The sequence below is a fragment of the Bradyrhizobium sp. CIR18 genome, assembly GCF_014198295.1.
Taxonomy (GTDB): Bacteria; Pseudomonadota; Alphaproteobacteria; order Rhizobiales; family Xanthobacteraceae; genus Bradyrhizobium.
On sequence record NZ_JACIHF010000030.1, the window covers coordinates 16,065 to 38,451 of the forward strand.

The 22,387-nt window shown below is 59.5% G+C and carries 10 protein-coding genes and 12 pseudogenes; 14 read left to right on the forward strand and 8 right to left on the reverse strand.

Annotated features, from left to right (window positions below):
• Positions 1–87: 87 nt before the first annotated feature.
• Positions 88–537 (reverse strand): annotated as a pseudogene (locus GGD65_RS40675) (helix-turn-helix domain-containing protein); the annotation flags it as partial.
• Here GGD65_RS40675 and GGD65_RS39380 point away from each other — a divergent pair.
• Positions 537–803, forward strand: a complete 267-nt coding sequence (locus GGD65_RS39380) for a hypothetical protein (RefSeq protein WP_183238704.1) — start codon at positions 537–539, stop codon at positions 801–803. The pseudogene GGD65_RS40675 and the gene GGD65_RS39380 overlap by 1 nt on opposite strands.
• Here GGD65_RS39380 and istB read toward each other — a convergent pair.
• A pseudogene (istB, locus tag GGD65_RS39385) lies at positions 741–1,510 on the reverse strand (IS21-like element helper ATPase IstB). The gene GGD65_RS39380 and the pseudogene istB sit on opposite strands and share 63 nt — an antisense overlap.
• 258 nt (positions 1,511–1,768) lie before the next feature.
• Positions 1,769–2,270: pseudogene (locus GGD65_RS39390) on the reverse strand (transposase); the annotation flags it as partial.
• A 169-nt stretch (positions 2,271–2,439) separates the two neighbouring features.
• On the opposite strand from GGD65_RS39390, the gene GGD65_RS39395 reads away from it, so the two are divergent.
• Both GGD65_RS39395 and GGD65_RS39400 read left to right on the forward strand, forming a co-directional pair.
• Positions 2,440–2,802 (forward strand): hypothetical protein, encoded by a 363-nt coding sequence (locus tag GGD65_RS39395; RefSeq protein ID WP_183238697.1) that lies wholly within the window; start codon positions 2,440–2,442, stop codon positions 2,800–2,802.
• A gap of 20 nt (positions 2,803–2,822) precedes the next feature.
• Positions 2,823–3,140: a hypothetical protein gene (locus GGD65_RS39400; RefSeq protein ID WP_183238698.1), complete on the forward strand. Its 318-nt coding sequence runs from the start codon at positions 2,823–2,825 to the stop codon at positions 3,138–3,140.
• A gap of 103 nt (positions 3,141–3,243) precedes the next feature.
• Here GGD65_RS39400 and GGD65_RS39405 read toward each other — a convergent pair.
• Positions 3,244–3,735: pseudogene (locus tag GGD65_RS39405) on the reverse strand (tyrosine-type recombinase/integrase); the annotation flags it as partial.
• 154 nt (positions 3,736–3,889) lie between these two features.
• Between GGD65_RS39405 and GGD65_RS39410 the strand changes: the two are divergent.
• The 3 genes and pseudogenes from GGD65_RS39410 to GGD65_RS39420 all read left to right on the forward strand — a co-directional run bounded on the left by GGD65_RS39410 (position 3,890) and on the right by GGD65_RS39420 (position 7,638).
• Positions 3,890–4,786 (forward strand): annotated as a pseudogene (locus tag GGD65_RS39410) (IS481 family transposase).
• A 1,052-nt stretch (positions 4,787–5,838) separates the two neighbouring features.
• Positions 5,839–6,672: a transketolase gene (locus tag GGD65_RS39415; RefSeq protein WP_183238699.1), complete on the forward strand. Its 834-nt coding sequence runs from the start codon at positions 5,839–5,841 to the stop codon at positions 6,670–6,672.
• A 21-nt stretch (positions 6,673–6,693) separates the two neighbouring features.
• A complete protein-coding gene (locus GGD65_RS39420; RefSeq protein WP_183238700.1) occupies positions 6,694–7,638 on the forward strand; it encodes a transketolase family protein in 945 nt (314 codons plus the stop codon).
• A gap of 209 nt (positions 7,639–7,847) precedes the next feature.
• On the opposite strand, the pseudogene GGD65_RS41330 reads toward GGD65_RS39420, so the two are convergent.
• Positions 7,848–8,215 (reverse strand): annotated as a pseudogene (locus GGD65_RS41330) (aldehyde dehydrogenase family protein).
• Positions 8,213–9,098 (reverse strand): annotated as a pseudogene (locus tag GGD65_RS39425) (MFS transporter); the annotation flags it as partial. The pseudogenes GGD65_RS39425 and GGD65_RS41330, both read right to left, overlap by 3 nt.
• Before the next feature lie 114 nt (positions 9,099–9,212).
• Here GGD65_RS39425 and GGD65_RS39430 point away from each other — a divergent pair.
• A pseudogene (locus GGD65_RS39430) lies at positions 9,213–9,598 on the forward strand (transposase); the annotation flags it as partial.
• 394 nt (positions 9,599–9,992) lie between these two features.
• On the opposite strand, the pseudogene GGD65_RS39435 reads toward GGD65_RS39430, so the two are convergent.
• Positions 9,993–10,729, reverse strand: a pseudogene (locus GGD65_RS39435) (IS110 family transposase); the annotation flags it as partial.
• 807 nt (positions 10,730–11,536) lie between these two features.
• Here GGD65_RS39435 and GGD65_RS40680 point away from each other — a divergent pair.
• The 3 genes and pseudogenes from GGD65_RS40680 to GGD65_RS39450 form a co-directional block, all read left to right on the forward strand.
• On the forward strand, positions 11,537–12,112 hold the full coding sequence (locus GGD65_RS40680) for a reverse transcriptase domain-containing protein (RefSeq protein WP_246783587.1): 576 nt from the start codon (positions 11,537–11,539) through the stop codon (positions 12,110–12,112).
• 446 nt (positions 12,113–12,558) lie between these two features.
• Positions 12,559–13,770: a group II intron reverse transcriptase/maturase gene (gene ltrA / locus GGD65_RS39445; protein ID WP_312017780.1), complete on the forward strand. Its 1,212-nt coding sequence runs from the start codon at positions 12,559–12,561 to the stop codon at positions 13,768–13,770.
• Between the two features lie 259 nt (positions 13,771–14,029).
• Positions 14,030–14,596, forward strand: a pseudogene (locus GGD65_RS39450) (transposase); the annotation flags it as partial.
• Between the two features lie 142 nt (positions 14,597–14,738).
• Here GGD65_RS39450 and GGD65_RS39455 read toward each other — a convergent pair.
• Positions 14,739–15,738 (reverse strand): annotated as a pseudogene (locus GGD65_RS39455) (IS110 family transposase).
• Between the two features lie 61 nt (positions 15,739–15,799).
• Between GGD65_RS39455 and tnpC the strand changes: the two are divergent.
• The 4 genes and pseudogenes from tnpC to GGD65_RS39475 form a co-directional block, all read left to right on the forward strand.
• Positions 15,800–16,607: pseudogene (gene tnpC / locus GGD65_RS39460) on the forward strand (IS66 family transposase); the annotation flags it as partial.
• Positions 16,608–17,335: 728 nt separating this feature from the next.
• On the forward strand, positions 17,336–19,417 hold the full coding sequence (locus GGD65_RS39465; RefSeq protein ID WP_183238701.1) for a hydantoinase/oxoprolinase family protein: 2,082 nt from the start codon (positions 17,336–17,338) through the stop codon (positions 19,415–19,417).
• The gene (locus GGD65_RS39470) at positions 19,414–21,141 is read left to right on the forward strand and encodes a hydantoinase B/oxoprolinase family protein (RefSeq protein WP_183238702.1); all 1,728 of its coding nucleotides are present in this window, start codon (positions 19,414–19,416) and stop codon (positions 21,139–21,141) included. The genes GGD65_RS39465 and GGD65_RS39470 overlap by 4 nt, the downstream gene beginning before the upstream one ends.
• Positions 21,142–21,447: 306 nt before the next feature.
• Positions 21,448–22,323 carry a transporter substrate-binding domain-containing protein gene (locus GGD65_RS39475; RefSeq protein WP_183238703.1) on the forward strand — a complete coding sequence of 292 codons (876 nt, stop codon included), beginning with the start codon at positions 21,448–21,450 and terminating at the stop codon, positions 22,321–22,323.
• Positions 22,324–22,387 lie beyond the last annotated feature (64 nt).

Here is a 22,387-nt window from a genome sequence, read left to right on the forward strand (position 1 = left end):
GGGTCGTGTGCTAAGACCCTCTCCTGCTGACTCACATAACGGAAATCGCGATCTTCTTGAGCGTTGCTCGGGGCCACGACGACACCGGGCAAGTCTCTCCTCCACGTAAGTGCGCAAGGTTGTGTTGAGCGCAAGCTTGGTCAGTTTAGGCCGACGATCCAATCGATCCGCATGCCACTGGGCAGTCGACGCCTGATACTCCAACCCGCCGCTACGGGTGGCTGCATTGCGCCGCAGTTCTCGCGAAATTGTCGCGGCGGATCGACCGAGACGGCGCCCAATCTCCCGGATGGAATGGCCCTGGACCATGAGAAGCGTAATCTCTTCGCGCTCCACCAGCCCGGAGAGCGCCGTCGCTGAGGATTTGAACATCGCTGGTGGCATGCCGCCCGCCTTTCGAAACAATCTGGTTCCCACAGGCTGTGACACCCCGGCTTCCAGCGCGGCTTCTTCGCTGCTTTGCCCGGCAGCAATAGCTCGCCAGAAACTTCTCTGTTCATCCCGTCCAGTCACCGGCGGTCGTCCTGGCGATGGTAGTGGCGCTCATCCAGGCCGTGCCGATCGCCGCTTTCGAATGCTCATCGCAACCTCCAACTCCAGAGTGTTGCGACGACCGTGCGCATTCCAGGGATGGTGATCAGGTGTTCCAGGCGATGATGATCACGGATTCCAGTGATCGCGATCAGGTGCGGTGGCGAACACGGCTGACGGGTTTAAGTGTGCTGGAAATGGCCTCCTGGTCAAGGTTGGCGATCGTGCGCGAGGTGCTCACGTTTTTTCTTTTCGCCAGCATGACGCCATAGACTGTCGCCTTTGAGCTCGATGCGGTGGCATTGTGAATGATGCGGTCCAATATCGCATCGCCGGGGGGGATCGGCACTGACTTCATGGCCATTGCGACACGGGGACCTGGCTTGTGATCAACAAGGATCCCTTGTCGTAGCGATCATCGACGATCTCAAGCAGATCACGACGCTGGTCGGAGGGTGAGCGGTTCAGGTCCCCAGTCGTCGAGGATGAGGAGATTGACGCGCTCGAGCGCGGTGATCAGGCGCGCCAGACGGCCTTCGCCGCGCGCCTGAGCGAGATCGGCGAACAGGCGGGATGGTCGGTTGTAGAGGACGGAGAAGCCGTCGCGGCAGGCCTTGTTGCCGAGCGCACAGGCAAGCCAAGACTTGCCGGTGCCGGTTGGGCCGACAATGACCAGGTGGTTGGCGTCACGGATCCACTGGCAGGTGGCGAGGGTTTGGAAGAGCGAACGGTCAAGGCCGCGAGCGGGGCGGTAGTCGACGTTCTCGATGGCTGCGGCTTGACGGAGCTTGGCACGGGTCAAGCGACGCGTGAGGCGGCGGTTGTCGCGAGCGGTGACCTCGCGATCGACGAGCAGGCCGAGCCAATCGGCGTGCGGCATCTCGGCCGCCTCGGAATTGTTCTGCAGTTCGGCGAGGGTATCGGCCATGGCGGCGAGGCCGAGGGCGCGCAAGCGATCGATGGTGGGGTGAATGAGCATGCTGATCTCTCCTGATCGATTGTAGTAACCGCCGCCACGGATGTTGGCGTGGAAGAGGTGGGCGCCTCCTCTGCGGGCTGAGCGGTTCTCTCGGTGCCGTTCTTGAGGATGGCGGCGACCGATTTGTACGAACGGGCGTTGAGCAGAAGGGCACGGGCGAAGGCGGCGTCGAGGCGCTCCTGGCCATGGCGCTTGACCAGCCCGAGAATGCCGATGGCGGAGCGGGACCGCAGATGACGTCGATCAGGGGGGCGGCGTCGTGTAGCGTCCGAGGTAGGCGAGAACCTGCTCTGGCCCGGCGAAGGGACGCTTGGCGTAGAGAACCCATTCGAGCTTGCGGAGGGCGTTCAGCTGGCGGCCGAATGGCGCGGGCTCGACGAGGTGCGCGACGTGGCCGAAGAACTGGAGCTTGGTGTTATCGAACGCCGCCTGCAGGCGCTCCAGGAATAGCCGACGATACAATCGTGACAGGACGCGAACGGAAAGGAAGAAGCCAGGGCGACAATGAACCCAGCTTCCACCAGGTGCGATACCGCCGCCCGGCACGAGGCAATGGGCATGCGGATGATGCGTCAGGGTCTGGCCCCAGGTATGGAGAATGGCGATCACACCGGTCTCGGCACCGAGATGCTTCGAGTCGGCACCAATGAGACGGATCGTCTCGGCTGCCGCCTTGAGCAGGGTGTCGTAGACCACCGCCGGCAAGCCATTGCGGGCGCGCCGAGCCCTGGCACTTCGGGCAATGCCGATTGCGACAGGTTATGGGCGTCACCCATTAGCTGCCTTATGGGCAAAGCCGGTGATGGGGAGCTGCCAATCGCGATCACCCTATTGTTCCTGTGTATTGCCGCTCTCGAGCTCTCCATTACAAGTCGCCAATGCGGTCCCGTTGGGTCGGCTACTGATGGCCGATCCATACGGAGACGGACATGTTGGAGACGTACTTCTCGGCAGCGAAGATGCTGGGGCATCTGCTCAGTGGGCCGAGCGGGCCTTACCTTGACGGGTTTGCAGCGGCGCTGGAGCGGCAGGGCTATGGCCCCGAGACAGCGGTACGCTATTTGCGAGCGGCGGCTCACATCGGCCATGTTATGGCCGAGCAAGGTGCGGGCCTGATGGACGTTGATCTCGCCGCGTTCGGCGAGCACCTGCGCAGTTGCCGGTGTCCACGCGCCAAAGGCGGCCGGCGCAACCACCACACCATCTACGGTGCCAGGCTCTTTCGTCGGCACCTCGTCGAGCTCGGCCTTTGCCGGTCCGCGGCCGTGGGACAAGCACCCGCCGAGCCGTAGCTGGTCGCCGACTTCAAGACGTGGCTGCGCAAGCATCGCGGCGCATCGATGCCACCGTCAGGCTCTACGCCCGCGACGCCGCGGGCCTGATGATGGAGCTTCGATCTGACCCGGACGGCTGGAGGCCGAACGATGTCCGCAGTTACTTCCTGGAGCGGGCGAGCAATAGCGGGAGTGGCACGATCGAGAAGATGACGACGAGCCTGCGGGCCTTCCTGCGGTATCTCGCAGTCGCGGGCCGTTGTCAGGCAGGTCTCGACGGCGCCGTTCCAGCCTACGCTCATTGGCAGCTTGCCACATGCCCCAATATCTATCGACCGAGCAGGTCGACCGGCTGATCGCTGCCTGTGACGGCGACGTCGGTGGGCGCCGGCGTGATCGTGCGATCGTGCTTTTGTTGGTGCGCCTCGGCCTGCGGGCCGTTGACATGAGCATAACCTAACGGTCCTTACCGCCCTTGCCGTGCTCGACCCGGATCAACATCCGTTGGCTATCAATGTCGACAACCTTCAGGAGGACCACTTTCGATACGGTAAGCCTGCGGCATAGACGGTGGTCAACGCGGTACGGCTCTTCTGGCTCGGGATTGCTTCCAAGAAGCGAACGACTTCGTCGGCGCTTAACACGGCCGGCAGTTTGCGTGGTTTACGAGCATAGGCGATGCGCTCCGGAACGGCGTCATGACCAAGCGTCACACCGTAGAAGAACCGCAGCGCGCAGACGATCTGGTTCAGCGCCGGCCAGGACATCCCTGTCGCTAGCAGATGAACCTGGAAGGCACGGATATCCTCAGGTCAAGGCGGTCCGGACAAGACCGAAATATCGGCTCAACTTCGCTACGGTGTTGAGGTAGGATTGCTGCGTCGCCGGTGACAGATTGCGGACCGCCATGTCCTCGATCATGCGACGGCGAAGTGGGCTGATCTCAGCCATCGGAAACCTCCTGTCTAAAGGGGGTTGGGCTTCCCGGATCGGAAAAACAGATTCCCGATCAATCGCTTAGAGCCTTGTTCACGGCCGACTTCTAAGCCGTAGTCATTGTGGCCCGCGTAGGCGGGCGCACCCGCCTTATCCCGCTTGGGCGGCAATAAAATCTCGCGGTCGCGCAGCTCTGGGAGGTCTCGCCAAGCGCTACGGATTAATCAGAAGACTGTCGCGAAGTGGAAGCAGCGCGACACTGTCGCCGATCGCTCGACTGCCCCTAAGGAGGCCAAGTCGACTGTCCTCTCCATTGAGGAGGAGGCGATCATCGTCGCTTTCCGGCGACACACGCTGCTGCCACTTGACGATTGCCTCTATGCGCTGCGGCCGACCATCGCGCATCTGATGCGGTCATCCCTGCATCGCTGCCTCCAGCGCCACGGCATCAGCCGATTGCAGGAGGTCGAAGGCGGCAAGCCCTCGAAGAACAAGTTCAAGGCCCATCCGATCGACTATTTCCACATCGACATTGCCGAGCTCCAGACCGCTGAAGGCAAGCTCTACCTTTACGTCGCAATCGATCGCACCAGCAAGTTCGCCTTCGTGCAACTGGTCAGGAAGACGGGAAGGACCTCAGCCCTCGGCCTTTCTCGAAGCTCTGATCGCGGCCGTCCCCTACAAGTCCACACGGTGCTCACCGACAATGGGATCCAGTTCACGGCAGTGATGGTCATCAATCTGTTCACCGCGGAATCTGACCATGGTCGCTTGGCCTAAACCTTCCCCGTCAAGCTATACGTGACGCATATGTTCGATATGCGATGCCAGGAAGCCGGGATCGAACGTCGGCTGACCAAGATCAAGCATCCCTGGACCAATGGCCCGTCGAGCGCATGAACCGCACGATCAAGGAAGCGACCCTCCAACGCTACCATTACGACCGACACGATCAGCTCGAAGCTCACCTTGCCGACTTCATCGCCGCTTACGACTACGCTCGGCGGCTGAAGACCTGAAGGGCCTCACACCCTACGAATACATCTGCAAGTGCTAGACTTCCTAGCCCGAACGATTCAAACTCAACCCGCTCCACCAAATGCCGGGACTAAACACCTAGGCGCCCGCAGGTAATCCACACTGTTCGTCAGCCGGGATCTTGGCGACATCAGCCGGTTCAACAGTTCGCAGAAGCTGGTGAGCCAAGATCGGCCGCAGTCAGGCGCGCGCCATGGTCAAGGCAGCCTGGGCAGCGGCCAAGGCGGACCGGTCCTCTGCATGCTTCTTTTCGTGCGGAGCGGATCCGCGCCCGGCGCGGTCATCAGTCGCCGCGGACGCCGTGGCTCGGAAACTCACTGCGCTTTGCTAGCACGGCGACCGCCAGACTCACGACTCCGCGCCTGCGCCACTGCGGGGCTTGACCGCTCGGTCTGGGCAACCAGAGTTGTCGGCCATTCCGTCCATGCCACGCTTCAACGTCTTAAACACCAACTTCCACATTCACAGAAATCTGATACACAAAACTCGGACATCCCCCGTTAAGGAAAACCCTCAAGTGGCACACACCTCGGCGAGACGACAATTTCAAGCTTTCGATGCCTCGGCCCTCGAATGTTTGCAATCTCAAGCCTACGCCGTGCCAAATACCACATTTCGCGTAATGCTCGCGCACTTTTCGTGGACAAAATACACCACGCGCGAAACAGATGGCAATCGACTTACTTCTCGGTGTCCTCTCATCACTAGTACGCTTCAGACCGCGGTTCTGATCATATCTCCGCAGCATCGAAGCGAAAGTCGAACTCCTTGTGCGAAGAACTATTTTCCAACGGTGACCTCGGATGCCAACAGGCTATTTCAATTCCTTACCATTCAATTCCGCCGCCACCACCTTGCTCCGAAGTGATGGGAGCCAGGGTGAGACGCAGTTACCCGGAACTGCTACCACGCTTCTTCGTAGGAATGCTGCTCGGAGGATAATCGTCGAGCAGCCTGAAAAGACCATGACCGGCTGGCACTGACCTCGACTGCCGGAGATCAGCCCATCAGGAAAGGTAGGTGCACGGGAAAAGTAGAGAAGTAATGATAGTCGCCTGACACGATATCAAGCGAGGCGATATGAAGCAAGCCACCACGGTCGACCAGGCGCCAGCAAAAGGCCCTGATCTTGATGCCCGATCAAAGGCTATACGCCGGAGAATTTTGCAAGCGCTCGCGAAACAACGGGTTGGCGGACATATCGGTCCCGCGTTTTCGTTAATTGAAATTCTTCTTGTGCTATACGACGAATGTCTCCGCCTGCCCCAAGGTGCCGCGGGAAGCGACGATCACGACCGATTCATTCTCAGCAAAGGGCACGGATGCCTCGCCCTCTATGCCGTGCTCGAGCATAAGGGCCTAATCTCACCTGAATTGCTGGATCGCTATTGTTCAGCGGGCGCGCCGCTCGGCGGCCTTCCGGAGCGGAACATCTCGCTGGGCATCGAGGCCACCACGGGAGCGCTCGGCCATGGGCTGCCAATAGCCGTCGGTATGGCTCTAGCCGCAGGGATAACTCAGAAGCATTTTCGCGTCTATGTGCTGGTTGGCGATGGAGAGCTAAATGAGGGTTCAAATTGGGAGGCGGCGTTCCATGCTGTGAAGCATCGGCTAGCAAACCTTACCGTATTGGTAGATCGGAACCGTCAGCAAAGTAGCGGACCAGCAGAGAAAGTACTGCCGATGCCTTATATGCCAGCACTCTGGCGTGAAATTGGCTTTAACGTTCGTCATGTGCATGGACACGACCGTCCCGCTATTCGGGAGGCATTGCTGGTTCCGTTGTCTAGTCCGCTTCCGAGAGTCATCATCTGCGAGACGAAAAAGGGAAAGGGATTAGGAGAGTTCGAAGGAAATGCTGAATGGCATTACAGGCAAGTGCAATCACTCAGCGCGATCCCATCTCTATTTTGAATGCAGATTGGCAGGTCGATCATGCGTGACACATTCAGTAAGACGCTCCAGAGGCTGGCGACACAGGATAGCCGAATTGTGTTTGTCGGATCCGATCTAAGTTATGCCATGAATGCGATGACGGAATTCGAGTCCGCTTTTCCGCAGCGTTTTTTTATGGAGGGCGTGGCAGAGCAATATGTGGCTGGTATGGCGGCCGGCTTGGCAAGCGGGGGCCTGATTCCCTATGTCCAAATCGTTGCGGCGTTCATTACGAGAAGAGCATTCGAACAGTTGTTCATCGACATAGGCTTCCAGCGACTTCGCGTGCGCATTGTCGCATTCGGAGGTGGCCTGGACTATTCTGCGTTTGGCGTCACGCACATGGCCCTTGAAGACCTTGCTCTACTTCGTCAAGTCCCGAACATCGGGATATGCGTCCCTCGAACCTGTCAGGAGTTGAAGCACCTGCTCTTATCGACGACAGAGTGGGACGGACCGCTATACATACGTTTAAGTTATGGCGCCCATGAAACTGACCGAGGTCCAATTGGTCAGATGGGGCGTGCTTGCCGTCTGCGGCATGGTAAAGGAGCGTTGATCGTATGCACGGGACTTGTGAGTTCAGCTATATCTGACATTGAGGAGTTGCTAGTCCAGGGAGGTCTTAATCCAGAAGTGCTTCATTTTTCGACGCTCAGGCCATTTGATTCTGAGTCTCTCTGCGATGCGGCTCAACGGGCTACCCAAATCATCGTCGTTGAGGAGCATCATCGGGATGGTGGACTAGGGAGTATGGTCATCGAGACTCTGGCCGACGCGAAGATACTCCAGCCTACGACTCGTATCGGCACCAGGTTTGAACCCGCCATGAGTTACGGCGACCGTCAGCAGGCCAGCGTTAACTTTGGCCTTCGCGGTCCGGCGCTCGCTAACGCCATCCTGACCGCTGCGTCTATCCCCGCGCGGCCGTCACGAGATGAATAGGCTCCGATCGATGCGTCGTTGAGAAAATTTCTGTCCGGTAGACTGTTGTGCTGGCCCATCGCGGAGTTAAAGATTTTAGCATGTGTACTTCGAAACCTCTTTCTCAAACCTTTATCTCGTAAACTGCGCTGGCCACCGGCGTATTTCCTCCAGATGGACTTAGAGTCTGGCCCAACGTGCAGCGACACCGAACTTTGGACCGCCCGGAACTAGAGTTTTGCGTTGCCCACGATGCCGGTGACGATCGTGGCACCCGCATCTTCCAGAAATGCGTCCGAGAAGACGACTTGGGGCGATTTTCCAGTTCGAGTGTGACAGGAATAATGTTTCCGGCGGCGGATTTGGACCAGGCGGCCGACCTCGCGCGATAGGGTGAAGCTGATATGCCCAATACGGAGGTTAACCGAAAGCGCTGCGCCCACTTCTTTGCCGAGACGACGTTGAATACGTCCGGCGGGAAGCCGGCCTCCTCGGCGAGCTTCGCCATCGCAAGCGTCGTGAAGGATGTGTCCTCGGCCGGCTTGATGACAATCGCATTACCCATAGCGAGTGGTGGCGGAACAGAACGGCCCGTCATCTGGAGCGGATAGTTCCGGATCGCAGCCTCGCCACACTTCCGCTTGCGTATCTCCGTGATGTTGAGCGCGCCGATAACCGCTCGCGGGCCAACGGCTCCTAGCATAACGTCGTAGGTTTGGGGGGCGCCATGCAGGAGATCTCGCGTGACCAGCGGGCATCAGCGCGATCACCGCGCCGCCAATGGCGCCGATCACCAGGGCGCCTGTCAACACGACTTTGATCGCTCGCGAGTTGCTTATGTAGCGCGCGCCGGAAATGATCGCGCTGCCGAGCCTTTCAGGCGGCAAACGCGAGCATTCTGCGACCCGTTTCCACAGGAGCAGTGCCGCCATCAACCGCAGATAAGCAGCGCATTTAGTGCGAATGCAGCCACTGGGACGGCGAACGCCAGGACCGCGGCGCGCGCAACGTTTTAGCTGATCCATTGAGGGCGACCGCCGTAGGCAATGCTTCCGAGGGCGCCTGCTCGTTCACTGAGGACTGCTAGGCCAGTCCCATCAGCGCCATCCCGCTGCCGACGATAACGCATAGCGCCAGGAGTGTATTCCGGGTGATCAAGCCAGGCCACGCGAGTGCACTAGCGCAATTGCACCGATCAGCGAGATCAAGAGTGAAACGAGTGCCACGACACGCCGATCATACATATCGGCAGCGCCGGCGGGCTCGCGATCAGCTTGACAGGGAGCATCGGTGCGGTCTGCACCAGCGCGACTTTGTCGCCGAGGTGATCGTCTGAGTCATTGCCCAACCCGCGCCGACGCCCTGGATCGCAATGCCGAAATTAGACACTAGGCTTCCGAGCCAGACGCGCCGAAATGTGAAATGCGCAGAGGCGCGGTGATGCCCTCGGCGCTGAATATCTGCTTGGATGAATCAGTCATATCGGCTCGCGCGTGGACGTCGAACTGACTGAGTCCCCCGATAGGATGCGCAAGTGCCTTTTGAGCGCGATGCGGGCACCAATATCGCCTGGGCGGGCAGCATGTGGGCCACAATGGTCGACGACGCCATTCGTAGAGGCCGTGCAGGCCATGCGCGGCGTCGCCTTCATCGCGGCCGTAAGCGACTTCTCTCGTTTTGACAATCCTCGCCAGTTGATGGCCTTTCTCGGCCTCCTTGCGTCGGAACATTCCAGCGGCGCAACCATCCGACGCGGCAACATCACCAAGGCTGGCAATGCTCTGGCCAAGCCCGCGTCAGTCGCAAGCTCCATGACCGTAACGAGCGCCTGCCTCAAGCTACCGCGATATCGCCTGGAAGGCCCAGTCAGGCTGTGCGCCCGCTATCGCCGCTTGTCGACGGCCGGCAAACCCAAGGTGACCGTCACCACCGCCATTGCACGGAGATGGTCGGCTGCCTGTGGGCGATCGCTCGTCAAGTACAACTCGGGCCGGCCGCCTGCAGAGCGCTGCTCGACCATATCGGTGCGCAGGGCAGGAGGCAGGGCGCGGTCGGGAATCCTCGTGGCCTGTTATGAGCCGGCATTGCCGACGCTCGCCCCCTAAACCGAGGCAGCCCCAAGACGAAACCCGGCCATGCGGTAGCCAATCCGCGCATGAGAGCTTGATCAACCGTCGTCTTTGGCCCTGCCTCCTACCGTGGGCACCTTCGAAGTCCAGCGTCCGGGCGCTCAGCCGTAAGCGGCTCTGCTTGATCGAGTCGCTTGGGGCTGGAGTTCGACTGTTATTCCGCTCGTTTGTCGGTGTGGGCGTGGACGATCAGGTGTGGAATCACTCGAGCGTCAGCTCGAAGACGCGTTCTTTGGCCCGCACCGCCTAGGCGATGCGGGCAAGTTTGTTGGCGAGCGCGATTGCGAGCACATTGTGGTGTAGCCGCTTCTTGGCGGCTTCGATCCAGGATGTGAGCCCGTAACGTTCCCAGTTCTTTATCCTGACCAGCACAACCCAGGACGCCGCCTGCACGAATAGAACGCGCAGGTAGCGATTGCCACGCCTCGAGACTTTGCCAAGGATCGTTCGGTCTCCAGTCGAGATCTTTTTGGGCGCCAGTCCAGCCAGGCGCCGAAGTCGCGGCCTTTGGAGAAGACGTCTCCCGAGCCGATTGCGGCCACCATGGCACTCGAAATGATCGGCCCGATGCCAGGCGCCGTCATCAGGCGCGAACATGCCTGATCTTGACGGGCAATTTCTTCGATCTCTTCGGATAGGCCAGCGATACGCTGATCCAGCCGGCACCAGTCGACTACCAACTCCACGATGACACGCAACATGCGCGGCGACAGCGCATCGGTGCGCGTCGCAAGAATGGTGGCAGTTCCCTGCGTAGGAAGCCGATGCCCTGTCGCATGGCGATCCCACGCTACAGCATGAAGGCCAGAATCTGGTTGATGATGCCGGGGCGACACCAATTGCTCGCGCTCCCTATACGCTTGCAGATCCAGCCGCTCCGCGGTCTTGGTCGCGACGAACTTCATCGTCGGGCGCTGCACGGCTTCGGCAATCGCATCGGCATCATTGAAGTCATTCTTCTGTCCCTTGTTAAAGGGGCGGACGGACGTATTAGCATTACAGTTGGTGCGCCGGGGAGACCGGCAAGGAGTAAGTGGTGGAAGTCCACTGCGATGAAGGAGTAGCGATCCACATCGGCCCCGAGCCGTGCGCAGGCGTCCGCGAGGATGTCGGCGAAGCGTCGGCAGGGAGCGCATAGGCCAGCCATCGAGCCGCGAAAGAATGTTTTCCCGAGAGCCGACGCTGTCAACTGAGCGGAAGGCAACACGAAGGGGCGCGATATCGCGAGCGCCCGGTCGTCTCGGAGTGGTCACAGACCCTGGCATGTGCAGAAGCTTCTTGTACGGGAACCGGGAGCTCTCTTGGTCGGCCAGATGCTCGTGGAAGCAGCCTGGTCCGCGGGGGAAGGCGAGGAGCTGTAGCCGCCGATGAACGATCAGGAGAGGTCTGACTCCGCCATAGTAGCTATGAAGTCACCGAACAACGCCGGAGGTACGGTGGCGGAGGCGATGGAGCGAAGGGCGGGGACCAAGGGAAACGGGAGACAGCAAAGCACACTCCGGACATAGGGCCGGAATCGTGTGATCCAAGAGCTTGATCGCGTACGGCAAGCCGCAAGGCAGAGGAAGAAGGAGCGGTTAACCGCGCTTCTCCACCATATCAACACAGACACGCTCCGTATGGCTTTCTACGCGCTCAAGCGCAAAGCAGCCCCCGGCGTGGATGGTGTGACATGGCAGGACTTCGAGACAGATCTGGAGCCTCGGCTTGCGAATCCGCACCGGCGGGGTCCACGGAGGAGCGTACCGTCACAGCCGTCCCGTCGGACGTATGACGGCCGGGAGAGAGCGTTGGCGATCGCTGCCTTGGAGGGCGCGACCGTCATGGTGCTCAATGCCATCTACGAAGGCGACTTCGTCGGCTTCTCATACGGGTTTCGACCCGGTAGAGGCCCACATGATGGGTTGGACGCCCTGGCGGTAGCGATCCCCACGCGGAAGGTGAACTGGATACTTGACGCCAACGTGCAAAACTTTTTCGGAAGTGTGAACCAAGACTGGCTGGTCCAGTTTCTGGAACACCGCATCGGCGACAAGCGCATCATCCGCCTCATCCGTAAATGGCTGAAGGCGGGTGTGCTGGAAGACGGCCGACTGCTCGAGACGACGGAGGGCACTCCGCAAGGATCAGTGGTATCCCCACTACTCGCGAATGTGTACCTCCACTACGTCTACGATCTCTGGGTCGAGCAGTGGCGTACGCGCCAGGCAAAGGGCGATATGATCGTCGTGCGATATGCCGATGCGACGGCGCGAAGGAGGTGTGATGTAGAGCACCTTGGAGCAGCCTTGCTGCACAGAAGATGGGGGGGTGCCCCTCGAACTCGGGTTGCAGGATCAGGGTTCAAACCACCGGCTGCTGCTTGAGCCCAATGGTCGAGGTGGTGAGCGAGACCGGAAAAGGCAGAGCAAGACCCTGTCAGGTAAGGATCCAGGAGACGAGCGCAAGCGAACCACCGAAGACTGTCGAAAGCGTAGGGAAGACGTCAAAATCAAGGGGTAGTCGTTATCTTGGGATCAGTCTGAGCGATACCTGTTTACGGCTCAGGCGGCATCCGGCAGGCGAGGTGACGTGACCTCGGTTCAGTCTTCTGTGCGGAACGTGGGAACCAGTATCGCGATGCCAAGGGAATGGTTCAAGTGGAAGCCCACAAGAGTCTGAGTACCAATGCGCGACGCAGGGACGGAGGCCTGTGTAGTAGTGACGAAGACACTGTAATGGTGGCGGAGCGAAGGCACGGCAGTGTCCCGCTTGATTGGAATAACAACCGGAAACGGGAGGACTCTTTTGGGTCAAGGCAAAGCCGTATGACATCCCCAAGCGCTGGGTTTGGGAGGCGTACAAACGGTTAAAGCAAATCGGCGCAGCCGGTGTGGACGAGCAGTCGATCGAGGTGTTCGAGGCAGACTTGCAGAGCAATCTGTACAAGCTCTGGAATCGAATGTCTTCGGGCAGCTACTTTCCACCGCCGGTCAAGCGTGTGCAGATCGACAAGCGCGCCGGCGGGAAGAGGCCGCTAGAAATTCCTGCGGTGTCGGATCGCGTTGCTCAGGCGGTCGCCAAAGGATATCTGGAGCCGGATTTGGAGAAACACTTTCATCCAGACTCGTTCGGATATCGACCCGGAAAATCGGCGCTCGATGCCGTTGGGGTTGCTCGCCGGCGATGCTGGCGGCATCCCTTCGTGCTCGATCTCGACATTCGGGCATATTTTGACTCGATATCGCATGAGCTTTTGCTCAAGGCGATTCGGAAGCATACGGACTGCGCTTGGGCGTTGTTGTACATGGAACGGTGGCTTAAAGCTGCCGTTCAACTGGAAGACGGCACCCCTGAACCCCTTGAGAAGGGCACGCCGCAGGGATCGGTGGTATCACCGCTGATGGCGAATCTCTTTCTCCACTATGCGTTCGACATGTGGATGCGAAGAAATCATCCAAGCATCCCGTTCGAGCGTTATGCCGATGATATTCTCTGCCATTGCGACAGTGAGCGGCAGGCACCAGAATTGAAGGAGGCGCTTGCGAAGCGCTTTGCCGAATGCGGACTGGAGCTTCATCCAGACAGACGAAGATCGTCTATTGTAAGGATGACGACCGGCGAGCTGAACAGAAATTCGACTTTTTGGGCTACACGTTCCGCGCCCGTCGGTCGAAGAACCATTGGGCGAAGCACTTCCTCAACTTCAGCCCCGGTGTCAGCAATGCCGCGACGAAAGCAATCCGACAGGAAATCCGTGCCTGGCAACTACTGCCGGGTGGATAAGAGGATCGACGACCTGGCGAGGATGTTCAACCCGATCATTCGAAGTTGGATGAACTACTATGGTCGGTACTACAAGTCGGCGCTTTACCCGACACTACGCCATCCCGACCGATGTCTCGCGCGATGGGCGGTGTCGAAATACAAACGTCTGCGGCGACATCGAAGACCGGCAGAGCACTGGGTAGGGGACATTGCTTGCCGCACCCCCACGCTGTTGGCCAATTGGCCTATGCTGCACAAGACGGCGGCTGGACGGTAAGAGCCGGATGAGCGAAGACTTCACGTCCGGATCTGTGAGCGCCTGGGGGTGAAACTCCCCGGGGCGACTCGACGGTTCGTTCATTGCCGAACCAAGGCTGAAGCGGAAGTCATCAAGGCGGCGCTGCAAGCAAGGTTTGAGGAATGCGAACTCGAAACGCATCCCGACAAGACCACGATCGTCTACTGCAAAGACAGCAATCGCCCGGGTAGCCGTGCCAGTCAGTCATTCGACTTTCTGGGATTTACCTTTCGACCGCGCAGGGGCCACGGCGGCGAAGACCCAGAGCGTGCGCGCCTTCACGCGCAAGCGGCGAGTGCGTAAGCCCTGGCCAGTGAATATCGAACGCGAGCGCGTCGTCATCGAGCCTCCGACCACCTGCGCCTGCTGCGGCGGATCGCGGCTGTTGAAGCTGGGCGAGGATGTGACCGAGACTCTGGAAGAGATCCCGCGCCGGTTCAAGCTGATCGAGACGGTGCGCGAAAAGTTCACCTGCGGCGATTGCGAGAAGATCAGCCAGCCGCCGGCGCCGTTCCATGCCACGCCGCGCGGCTTCATCGGCCCGCAATTGCCGGCGACGATCCTGTTCGACAAGTTCGGCATGCACATCCCGCTCAACCATCAGAGCGCGCGCTTCAAGTGCGAGAGGATCGATCTGGCTTTGTCGACGCTGGCCGACCAGGTCGGCCACGGGACTTTCGCCGTCATGCCGTTCTTCCACCTGATCGAGCGTCATGTGCTCGCGGCCGAGCCCCTGCATGGCGACGACACCACCATCCGCATCCTGGCAAAGGTAAGTTCGACCGGGCGCATCTGGACCTACCTATGAGCCTTGATGAGATCCGCGGATCAGCGCCCAATTACGTTGGCGAGCTGGAGACTCGATAGGTCCAACGGGCTTAGCCGACCCCGGTCCGACCGGTTGCCAACACTCTGCTATTGCCCTCGCAAACGGAACCGTACTCGACTTATGCTCGCGCGCGGTACCCTTCACCATTGGCCATGATCGCCCAAGCGATCCGGGCAGTTTTGTGAGCGACCGCCACCGTCACGACGTTGAAGGGACGTCTGCCTAGCAACTCTGTTATCCAGGTATTTGTAACCTGATGGATACGGACGTGATGAACGGCTGCTCTGGCGCCATGTATCAACAATTTGCGAATATATCCGTCGCCGCGCTTACTGATGCCGCCCAAACGCTCCTTACCCCCAGTTGAATGCTGCTTGGTGCTAATCCAAGCCAGGCGGCGAAATGCCTTTCCGAAGCGAAATGTTGTGGATGATCGACAGACGCCGCCAGGGCGGTGGCGGCAAATGGGCCGATGCCCGTCACCTTCATGAGCGGCGACAAACCTCGTTGTCTCTCGCGGTTGCGAGGATCATCTTCTCGTAGCTTTCAATATTTAGCTCAAGGTCTTTGATCTGATCGACAAGGATTGAGAGAGCGCGGCGTGCGCTTTGTGGAATGCGCTCGTCAACGTCGACAAGTGCCATGAGCTCTCTCGCGTTTGCTTTTCCCTTTCCGGTCACGATCCCCAGCTCGCCCAAATGACCGCGCAGTGCATTTATCGCGCCCATGCACTGTCTAGTAAGCAAATCACGCGTGCGATGTAGCATTAAAATTCCCTGTTGTTCGGCACTTTTTACGGGGACAAAACGCATGCCAGGCCGTTGGACGGCTTCCCAGCACGCTTCTGCATCAGCAGCATCGTGCTTATTTGTCTTCACATAGGCTCTTACGTAACGGGCCGGCATAAGACGTGCTTTGTGTCCGAGGTTGATCAGTTCACGAGCCCAATGATGAGCGCACCGCCGCATGCCTCAAGACTGACAACTTGGAAGCCGTGAAAAGAAATCGAGGACCTTCCCTCGGGCAAGCTTCCTGCGGACAATTTCCCCATCCTCTGTGATCCAGTGGATTTGAAGCCAGCTTTTCGAGATATCGAGCCCGATTGTCATCATAGGCATAGCTTGTCTTCCTTCTTCGGTGCTTTCGGAGCTTATCAGGGGCGGGGACCGTCCATCTCATTATGTCCGCGATGACCGCCCCTTCGCCGGACCTGCGCCGCCGGCGGCGGTTTATTACGCCTCGAGCGACCGACGCGGCCAGCATCCGCAGAATCATCTGGCCGCCTTCACCGGCATCCTGCAAGCCGACTGCTACAATGGCTTCGAGCCGCTGTTCGACCCGCAGAAGAAGGTGTTGCCGATCACGCCGGCATTTTGCTTCGCCCATGCGCGGCCGGGCTTCTTCGAACTGGCTGACATCGAGAAAACCGTCCGGGAAGGCCAGAAAGGCAAACCGGTCTCCCCGATCGCGTTGGAGGCGGTCAGGCGCCTCGACGCGCTGTTCGAGATCGAGCGCGCCATCAACGGCCGCAGTGCGGACGAGCGGCGTGCCGTGCGCCAGGAGAAGAGTAAGCCACTCCTCGACGACATGCACGCCTGGTTGCTGCGTGAGCGCGAAACCCTCTGGCGCTCTTCCGAGGTCCTGAAGCCCATGAATTACATGCTCAGGCGCTGGGACGACTTCGCCCGCTTCCTTGACGACGGCAGGATCTGCGTCAGCAACAACGCGGCCGAAAGAGCGTTGCGTGGCATCGCATTGGGCAGACGTAACGGGACCTTCGCCGGCTCCTAGCGCGGCGCCGATCGCGCCGCCGTCATGCTCACCCTCATCGCCTCCGCACGCCTCAACGACGTCGACCCGAACCTGGCTCGTCGACGTCCTCGCACGCATCGCCGATCTTCCCGCCTCGCGACTGCACGAACTGCTGCCCTGGGAATGGAAGCGCCTGCGTCAAGCCGAAAATCCCGCCGATCAGCAGGCCGCCTGAACCTCTCACGCCACATCATAAACCCGCCAGCGCTCGCGCGCGTGCAACAATCCCGCGGCCTTGCCCGTGTGCGTACGATCTTTCGGCCGAGCATTAGAAGCATCTACGCATGACTACTGTTATTGAAAGCGCATTCGCTACTGTTCGTGTTCGCATCGTGCGCTCGAGCGGCGTTCTTTTCAACAAGTCCAGTGACGCGTAATCTCCAGGCTTGCGGAAACCGCTCAGAGAAGCCGGCGTCCTCTCGATGTTCATAGTCAGTTGACTCATCCTCGGTGTCCGATCCACCGGCGGAATCAAGGTCACATCCCAAGCTCAAGCCGCTGCCGCCTGATCCCTTTCGTCACCAGATTCGGCCGATAGCTCCCCTCAGCCCCATAGAAAGCAGCAAAGCTACTCGGCCGGATCGGGGTTGGGCCAACTACTGAGACCTTTTTTCACCGGAACCGGCCATCCACTCCCGCGCCAAAGCGTACTCTGGGCTTGACGTGCGTTGGGCCCTAAAATATGATGCATCAAATATGTGAAGTTTGTTGGAGCGGGAAACCGGATGCAGGCTGCTGCGAGCCGAGCCATTACTGAAACCAGCTACCTAAAGCGAGCCATCGAGAATTCATTTATGCCCACCTCTGCGCGAAGCATGTCAGGCAGTGGCGCGACGCCTGTCCGACCACTCAATGCCCACTCGCTTGTCCCGAAGCGGTTGTCAAAAACAGAGAAGATCAGCAATGACCGGTAGTGCCTCCTCCATAGTGGCCCCATGGCGCATTGGCGTTGACGTGGGCGGCACTTTCACCGACATGGTCTTGCGCGACGCAGCGGGCCATGTGCGGATTTTCAAGGCTCCGTCGATCACGGTCGATCCCAGTGAGGGAGTGCTGAACGTTCTCCGCTTGGCCGCGGCTGAACTCGACGTGCCGCTTTCCTCGCTGTTGCGGGGCTGCTCTTTGTTTGTGCACGGCTCGACGGTCGCGACCAACACGATCTTGGAAAAGAAGGGTGCGCGGGTTGGGATGCTTACCACCGAAGGATTCCGAGACTCTTTGGAGATCCGTCGCGGCTTCCGTGAAAACCAATGGGACCACCGTACTCCGTTTCCGCCCGTTTTAGTCCCGCGCTATTTGCGCCAGCCGGTCGGCGGACGCATTGCCGCTGATGGCACTGAGCTGACGCCTCTGGCGAGCGAGGACGTTGCGCGGGCTGCAGCTATTTTCAAGGAAGAAGAGGTTGAATCGGTCGCGGTGTGCCTATTCAACAGCTTCCTCGATGGCAAACACGAGCGCGAAGCGCGCGAGGCTTTGGCAAAGAGTTGGGGTGGCGATTGGATCTCGCTTTCGAGCGAGATCATGCCGACGATGGGCGAATATGAGCGTGGCTCGACGGCTGTGGTGAATGCCTACGTCGCCCCCAAAGTTACGCGCTATCTCAGGGCTCTCGACGAGCGGCTCCGCGAGCTCGGCCTCCAACGCTCGCTACTCATGCTGCAGAGCAACGGTGGCGCCGTCTCGGTAACCGAGGTCGCCAGCCGCCCGGTGATGCTCGTTTTGTCTGGACCTGCGGCGGCTGTTGGTGCGCTTAGAGGGTGCGCTCCATCGAAAGACGCTGCGAACTTCATTTCCATGGAAATTGGCGGCACGAGCTGCGATGTGATGGTGATGGCGCGAGGTGACGTGCCGCTCAGCGATGAGTTGGTCATCGACGGCTATTATCTCACGACTCCGTCTGTGGAGATCCATACAGTTGGTGCTGGCGGGGGCACTATTGCCTGGGTCGATGGTGCTGGTCTGTTAAATGTCGGTCCGAAGGGTGCTGGCGCGCAGCCGGGGCCTGCGGCTTACGGACTTGGTGGCGACGAGCCAACGGTGACCGATGCGCAATTAGTGCTCGGAAGATTGCGTCCGGGCAAGCTGGCAGGCGGTGCAGTAACGCTCGATCTCGATTTGGCGCGGCGAGCGATTGAAACGAAACTTGCTCGCCCGCTGGGCCTTTCGATCGAAAAAGCTGCTGCCGGTGTTATCCGCCTCTTGGAGCAAAATTTGCTTCACGCGGTCGAGCGGCTCAGTATTGAGCGCGGGCATAATCCCGCTAGTTTCACGTTGGTGGCCGCTGGCGGCGCCGGTCCAATGCATGGTACCGCAGTCGCTCGCGCTCTCGGATGCGAGCAGGCTTTGCTGCCGCGCGCCGCGGGTGCTTTCTGCGCGATGGGCACCCTGCAATCTGACGTGCGGCAGGATTATCTGCAGGTGTTTGTTGCGGATCTGGACGCGGTCAGTCGCTCAGCGCTCGAAGCAGGTTTTGGTCAGCTAGAGACTAGAGCACGCGACGCCCTGGTCCGCCAAGGGTTTGCCGACAAGGGGGCGATCCAGCGGGAGCTTGATCTTCGCTACGCGGGGCAGCAATGGCCCGTGCGCGTCGTCTTAAGCGCGAATCGTTTTGATCCCGCGGCAGTGCGAGAGTCCTTCGAAGCCGAGCATCAGCGCTTATTTGGGCACATTCAACCAGGCGGCCGTCTCCAAATTACGGCATTGCATGTCGTCGGGCGCGGCAGTTTGGAGTGGTCGCTCCCTCCAGCTCGATCGCCACAACAAGGCGCTCCTGTGCCTCGACAGAAACGTCCAGTTTGGATTGATTCAACGCATGGCTGGCAGGACATACCGGTATATGACGGAGAGCACCTCCGACCGGGTTGCAAACTGAACGGACCACTGCTGATCGAAGAGCTCACGACGACTGCATTTGTTGGCCCCCAAGACCTGGTCGAAGTGAATGCCGCCGACGACTTCCTGGTCCATATCGGAGCTGTCGCATGAATCTCGCCTTGGACCCCATCACGCTCGCACTGGTCCAAAACAGGTTGGACCATATCTCGCTTCAAATGGGGTGGGTGATGACGCGCACCGCGCGCTCTCCCATCTTTAGTCAAAGCCACGATTTCTCCTGCTACATTACCGACAGTCGCGGCATTTTGCTCAGTCAGGCCGATGGCCTCCCAATGCATACTGGGGGGGGCGGATTCGCCGTTCGCGCGATCCTGCGCGATTTCAAGGATGAAATCGCACCGGAAGACGTGTTCTTGCTGAGCGACCCCTATACAGCGGGCGGTAATCACTTGCCCGATTGGGTGATCGCCCGACCAGTCTTCGTGAGGGACAAACTTGTTGCGTTTGCTTGTAACCGTGCGCATCAGGTGGACATTGGCGGCGGTGCGGCTGGCACATACAATTCGGCAGCCACAGAGATTTTCCATGAAGGCATCCGGCTGCCTGTGCTTAAATTGATCGAAGGGGGCCGCACGCGCGAAGACCTGTGGCGCCTGCTGTTGATCAACACGCGCATGCCCGAGGCACTCGACGGGGATGTGCGCGCTATGATCGGCTCAACCCGCATTGGCACTGAGCGCATCGCAGCGCTAGTGGAAGAGGTGGGAGTTGACCATGCGGTCGAGTTCTTTGAAGCCGTACTCGACTATGCTGACAGGAGGTTCCGGGCGTCCTTGTCACGCTTGCCCACAGGTAGCTGGAGAGCAGAAGAGGTTGTCGATCACGATTGCTTTCAGCCGATTGACAGTCGGATAGCGGTGACCCTGACCGTCAGTCAATCCGGCCTACTCGTCGACTTCGAAGGGACCTCGCCTCAGATGCGGGGTTTCAAAAACAGCTCGATCGCTAACAGCACGTCCGCTGTGTTCGTTGCGCTCGCCTCGTTTTTCGAAGCGGATCTGCCCAAGAACGAGGGGACATTCCGCAGTGTCGAGATCCGGTTGCCTGAAGGAACTCTGGTGAATGCGCGGCCGCCGGCGCCGATGACGATGAACACAAATTTCGTGGGCTGCGATATGATACACGCGGTTTGGAAGGCGCTGGGACAGGTCCAGCCCGAGCGCGCTTCGGCGGGCTGGTCGAAGGGTATCAACACTATCACGGCGGGTCTATATCCCAGTGGGGACCGCTACGTCATGTACAACTGGGCTGGCGCGTCGGGCGGCGGGGCCGTGGAAGGCCGTGACGGCTTTAATCTGATCGGCGGCCCGAATACGTTAGGCGGGATTCGTTTGCCTAATCTTGAGACCTACGAACAACTCTTCCCGGTGCGCTTCCACCGCCAGGAACTGCGCTGTGACAGCGCAGGTCCCGGCCGTTTTCGCGGCGGAACAGGTTCCGAGTACGAGGTCGAAGTGTTCACGACAGCCGACTATTCCTATCGCAATGAAGGCATCGGTGCGCCGACGGGGTTCGGCATTGAAGGAGGCAAGGCAGGAGCCAGCGGAGAACTTACGCTCTCATTGACCGATGGCAGGACCATTCAAGCAACGAAGTACGGAGTCGAACGGTTGGGCCCCGCAACTTACCATGCGCTCACCACAGGTGGGGGCGGTTACGGGGATCCCCGCACCCGCGATCCATCACGCGTATTGCGTGACGTGCGCGATGGCGTTGTGAGCGTCGCAGCGGCCGAGCGGGAATACGCCGTGGCCATTGCATCAGACGGACGAAGCATCGACGAAGCTAAGACTTTGCACCTCCGCAGAGCTTAGCTTCTGCTTCTCAATCAGACTATGATCAACGGGGCGGCGTCAACGCCGAGGCGCCGCAAAGCACTGTTCTTTATCGATGGTGCTTCGGCATGGGCATCCGAGGGTCGTCTCGGTCGTGGGGAGCCCGGTCAAAACGATCAGCTTTCGACACCAGTTGTTCAAGCTCCATTGGGCGGGCTTGGCGGTGAAATATGATACAGCGAATTTGTTATACGCGAAACGGTGCGGGACCTTTTCGTGAATGACCCCTGAAGAGGCTGTGCTTAACGGTCCTTGACACACGCTTTTTAAAAAGGAGGAGACAAAATGCGTAATCAATTGAAGTTCTCACTTGCAGTTGCGGTGATGGCACTCGCCGGCAATGCCTATCCGTCGCTCGCGCAGGACGATGGCCCGCTTTTCGCCTCGATCCGCAAGTCTGGCCAACCCAAGATGGCTCTTGGCTCGGTGCCTCCATGGCAAATGATATCGCCAGACGGAAAAGCGGCTGGCTATGTGCCTGAACTGATGGGGCTGGTGCTCAAGGGCATGGGTTTGCCGGAGCTTAAGGGCGTGCTTGTGGATTGGAATGCCCAGATTCCTGCGCTGCAAGCCGGTCAAGTTGACTTTGTAGCCCCTGGCCTCGCTTACACGGAAGAGCACTGCAAGCAGGTAACCTATTCGGGGCCCGATTTCCTAGCGCTGAACGGGTTGTATGTCGCGCGCGGAAACCCGAAGCACATCACGGGTGTGACCCAAATCGCAAAGAATCCCGACCTCAAGGTGGCGATTAGCTTTGGGGGGGACTATACGCAATTCGCATCGAGCGCGGGAATCAAGTCCGAGCAGCTCGTGAACGTTCCCGACATTCCGGCTGGCGTGGCGGCGGTCACCGGTGGGCGGGCAGATGCCTTGTTCGGGTCTCAAGTCGGCATCGTCCACCCGGAGCAGAAAGGCCTCGAATTCGTCCTCGACAAGCAGTTGCCATCATTGGGGTACGGCGCGCTCTTCCGCAAGGAAGACGTGGCCTTCCGCGACGCCTTCGACAAGGAGCTCAATGTTTTGCGTGGCAATGGCGTAATGAAGGATCTTCTCATGAAATACTGGAAGGAGGCTTTCGGTGATCTCGACGGCTTCGACATCGAGTGGGGTGCTCTCTCCAAGATTCAGAGAGCCAGCGATGTCGAGCCTAGCTGCAAGTAAGGCGCAACCGCAGTGAAGGCTGTTTTGGAGTACTGGCCTGCGCTCTTGCAGGGCCTGTGGGTCA

Bases quoted from the DNA above. Each gene is read 5' to 3' on its own strand.
- GGD65_RS39395 (WP_183238697.1), top strand. From the start codon at position 2,440: ATGTTGGAGACGTACTTCTCGGCAGCGAAGATGCTGGGGCATCTGCTC.
- GGD65_RS39415 (WP_183238699.1), top strand. From the start codon at position 5,839: ATGAAGCAAGCCACCACGGTCGACCAGGCGCCAGCAAAAGGCCCTGAT.
- GGD65_RS39420 (WP_183238700.1), top strand. From the start codon at position 6,694: ATGCGTGACACATTCAGTAAGACGCTCCAGAGGCTGGCGACACAGGAT.
- GGD65_RS39465 (WP_183238701.1), top strand. From the start codon at position 17,336: ATGACCGGTAGTGCCTCCTCCATAGTGGCCCCATGGCGCATTGGCGTT.
- GGD65_RS39470 (WP_183238702.1), top strand. From the start codon at position 19,414: ATGAATCTCGCCTTGGACCCCATCACGCTCGCACTGGTCCAAAACAGG.
- GGD65_RS39475 (WP_183238703.1), top strand. From the start codon at position 21,448: ATGCGTAATCAATTGAAGTTCTCACTTGCAGTTGCGGTGATGGCACTC.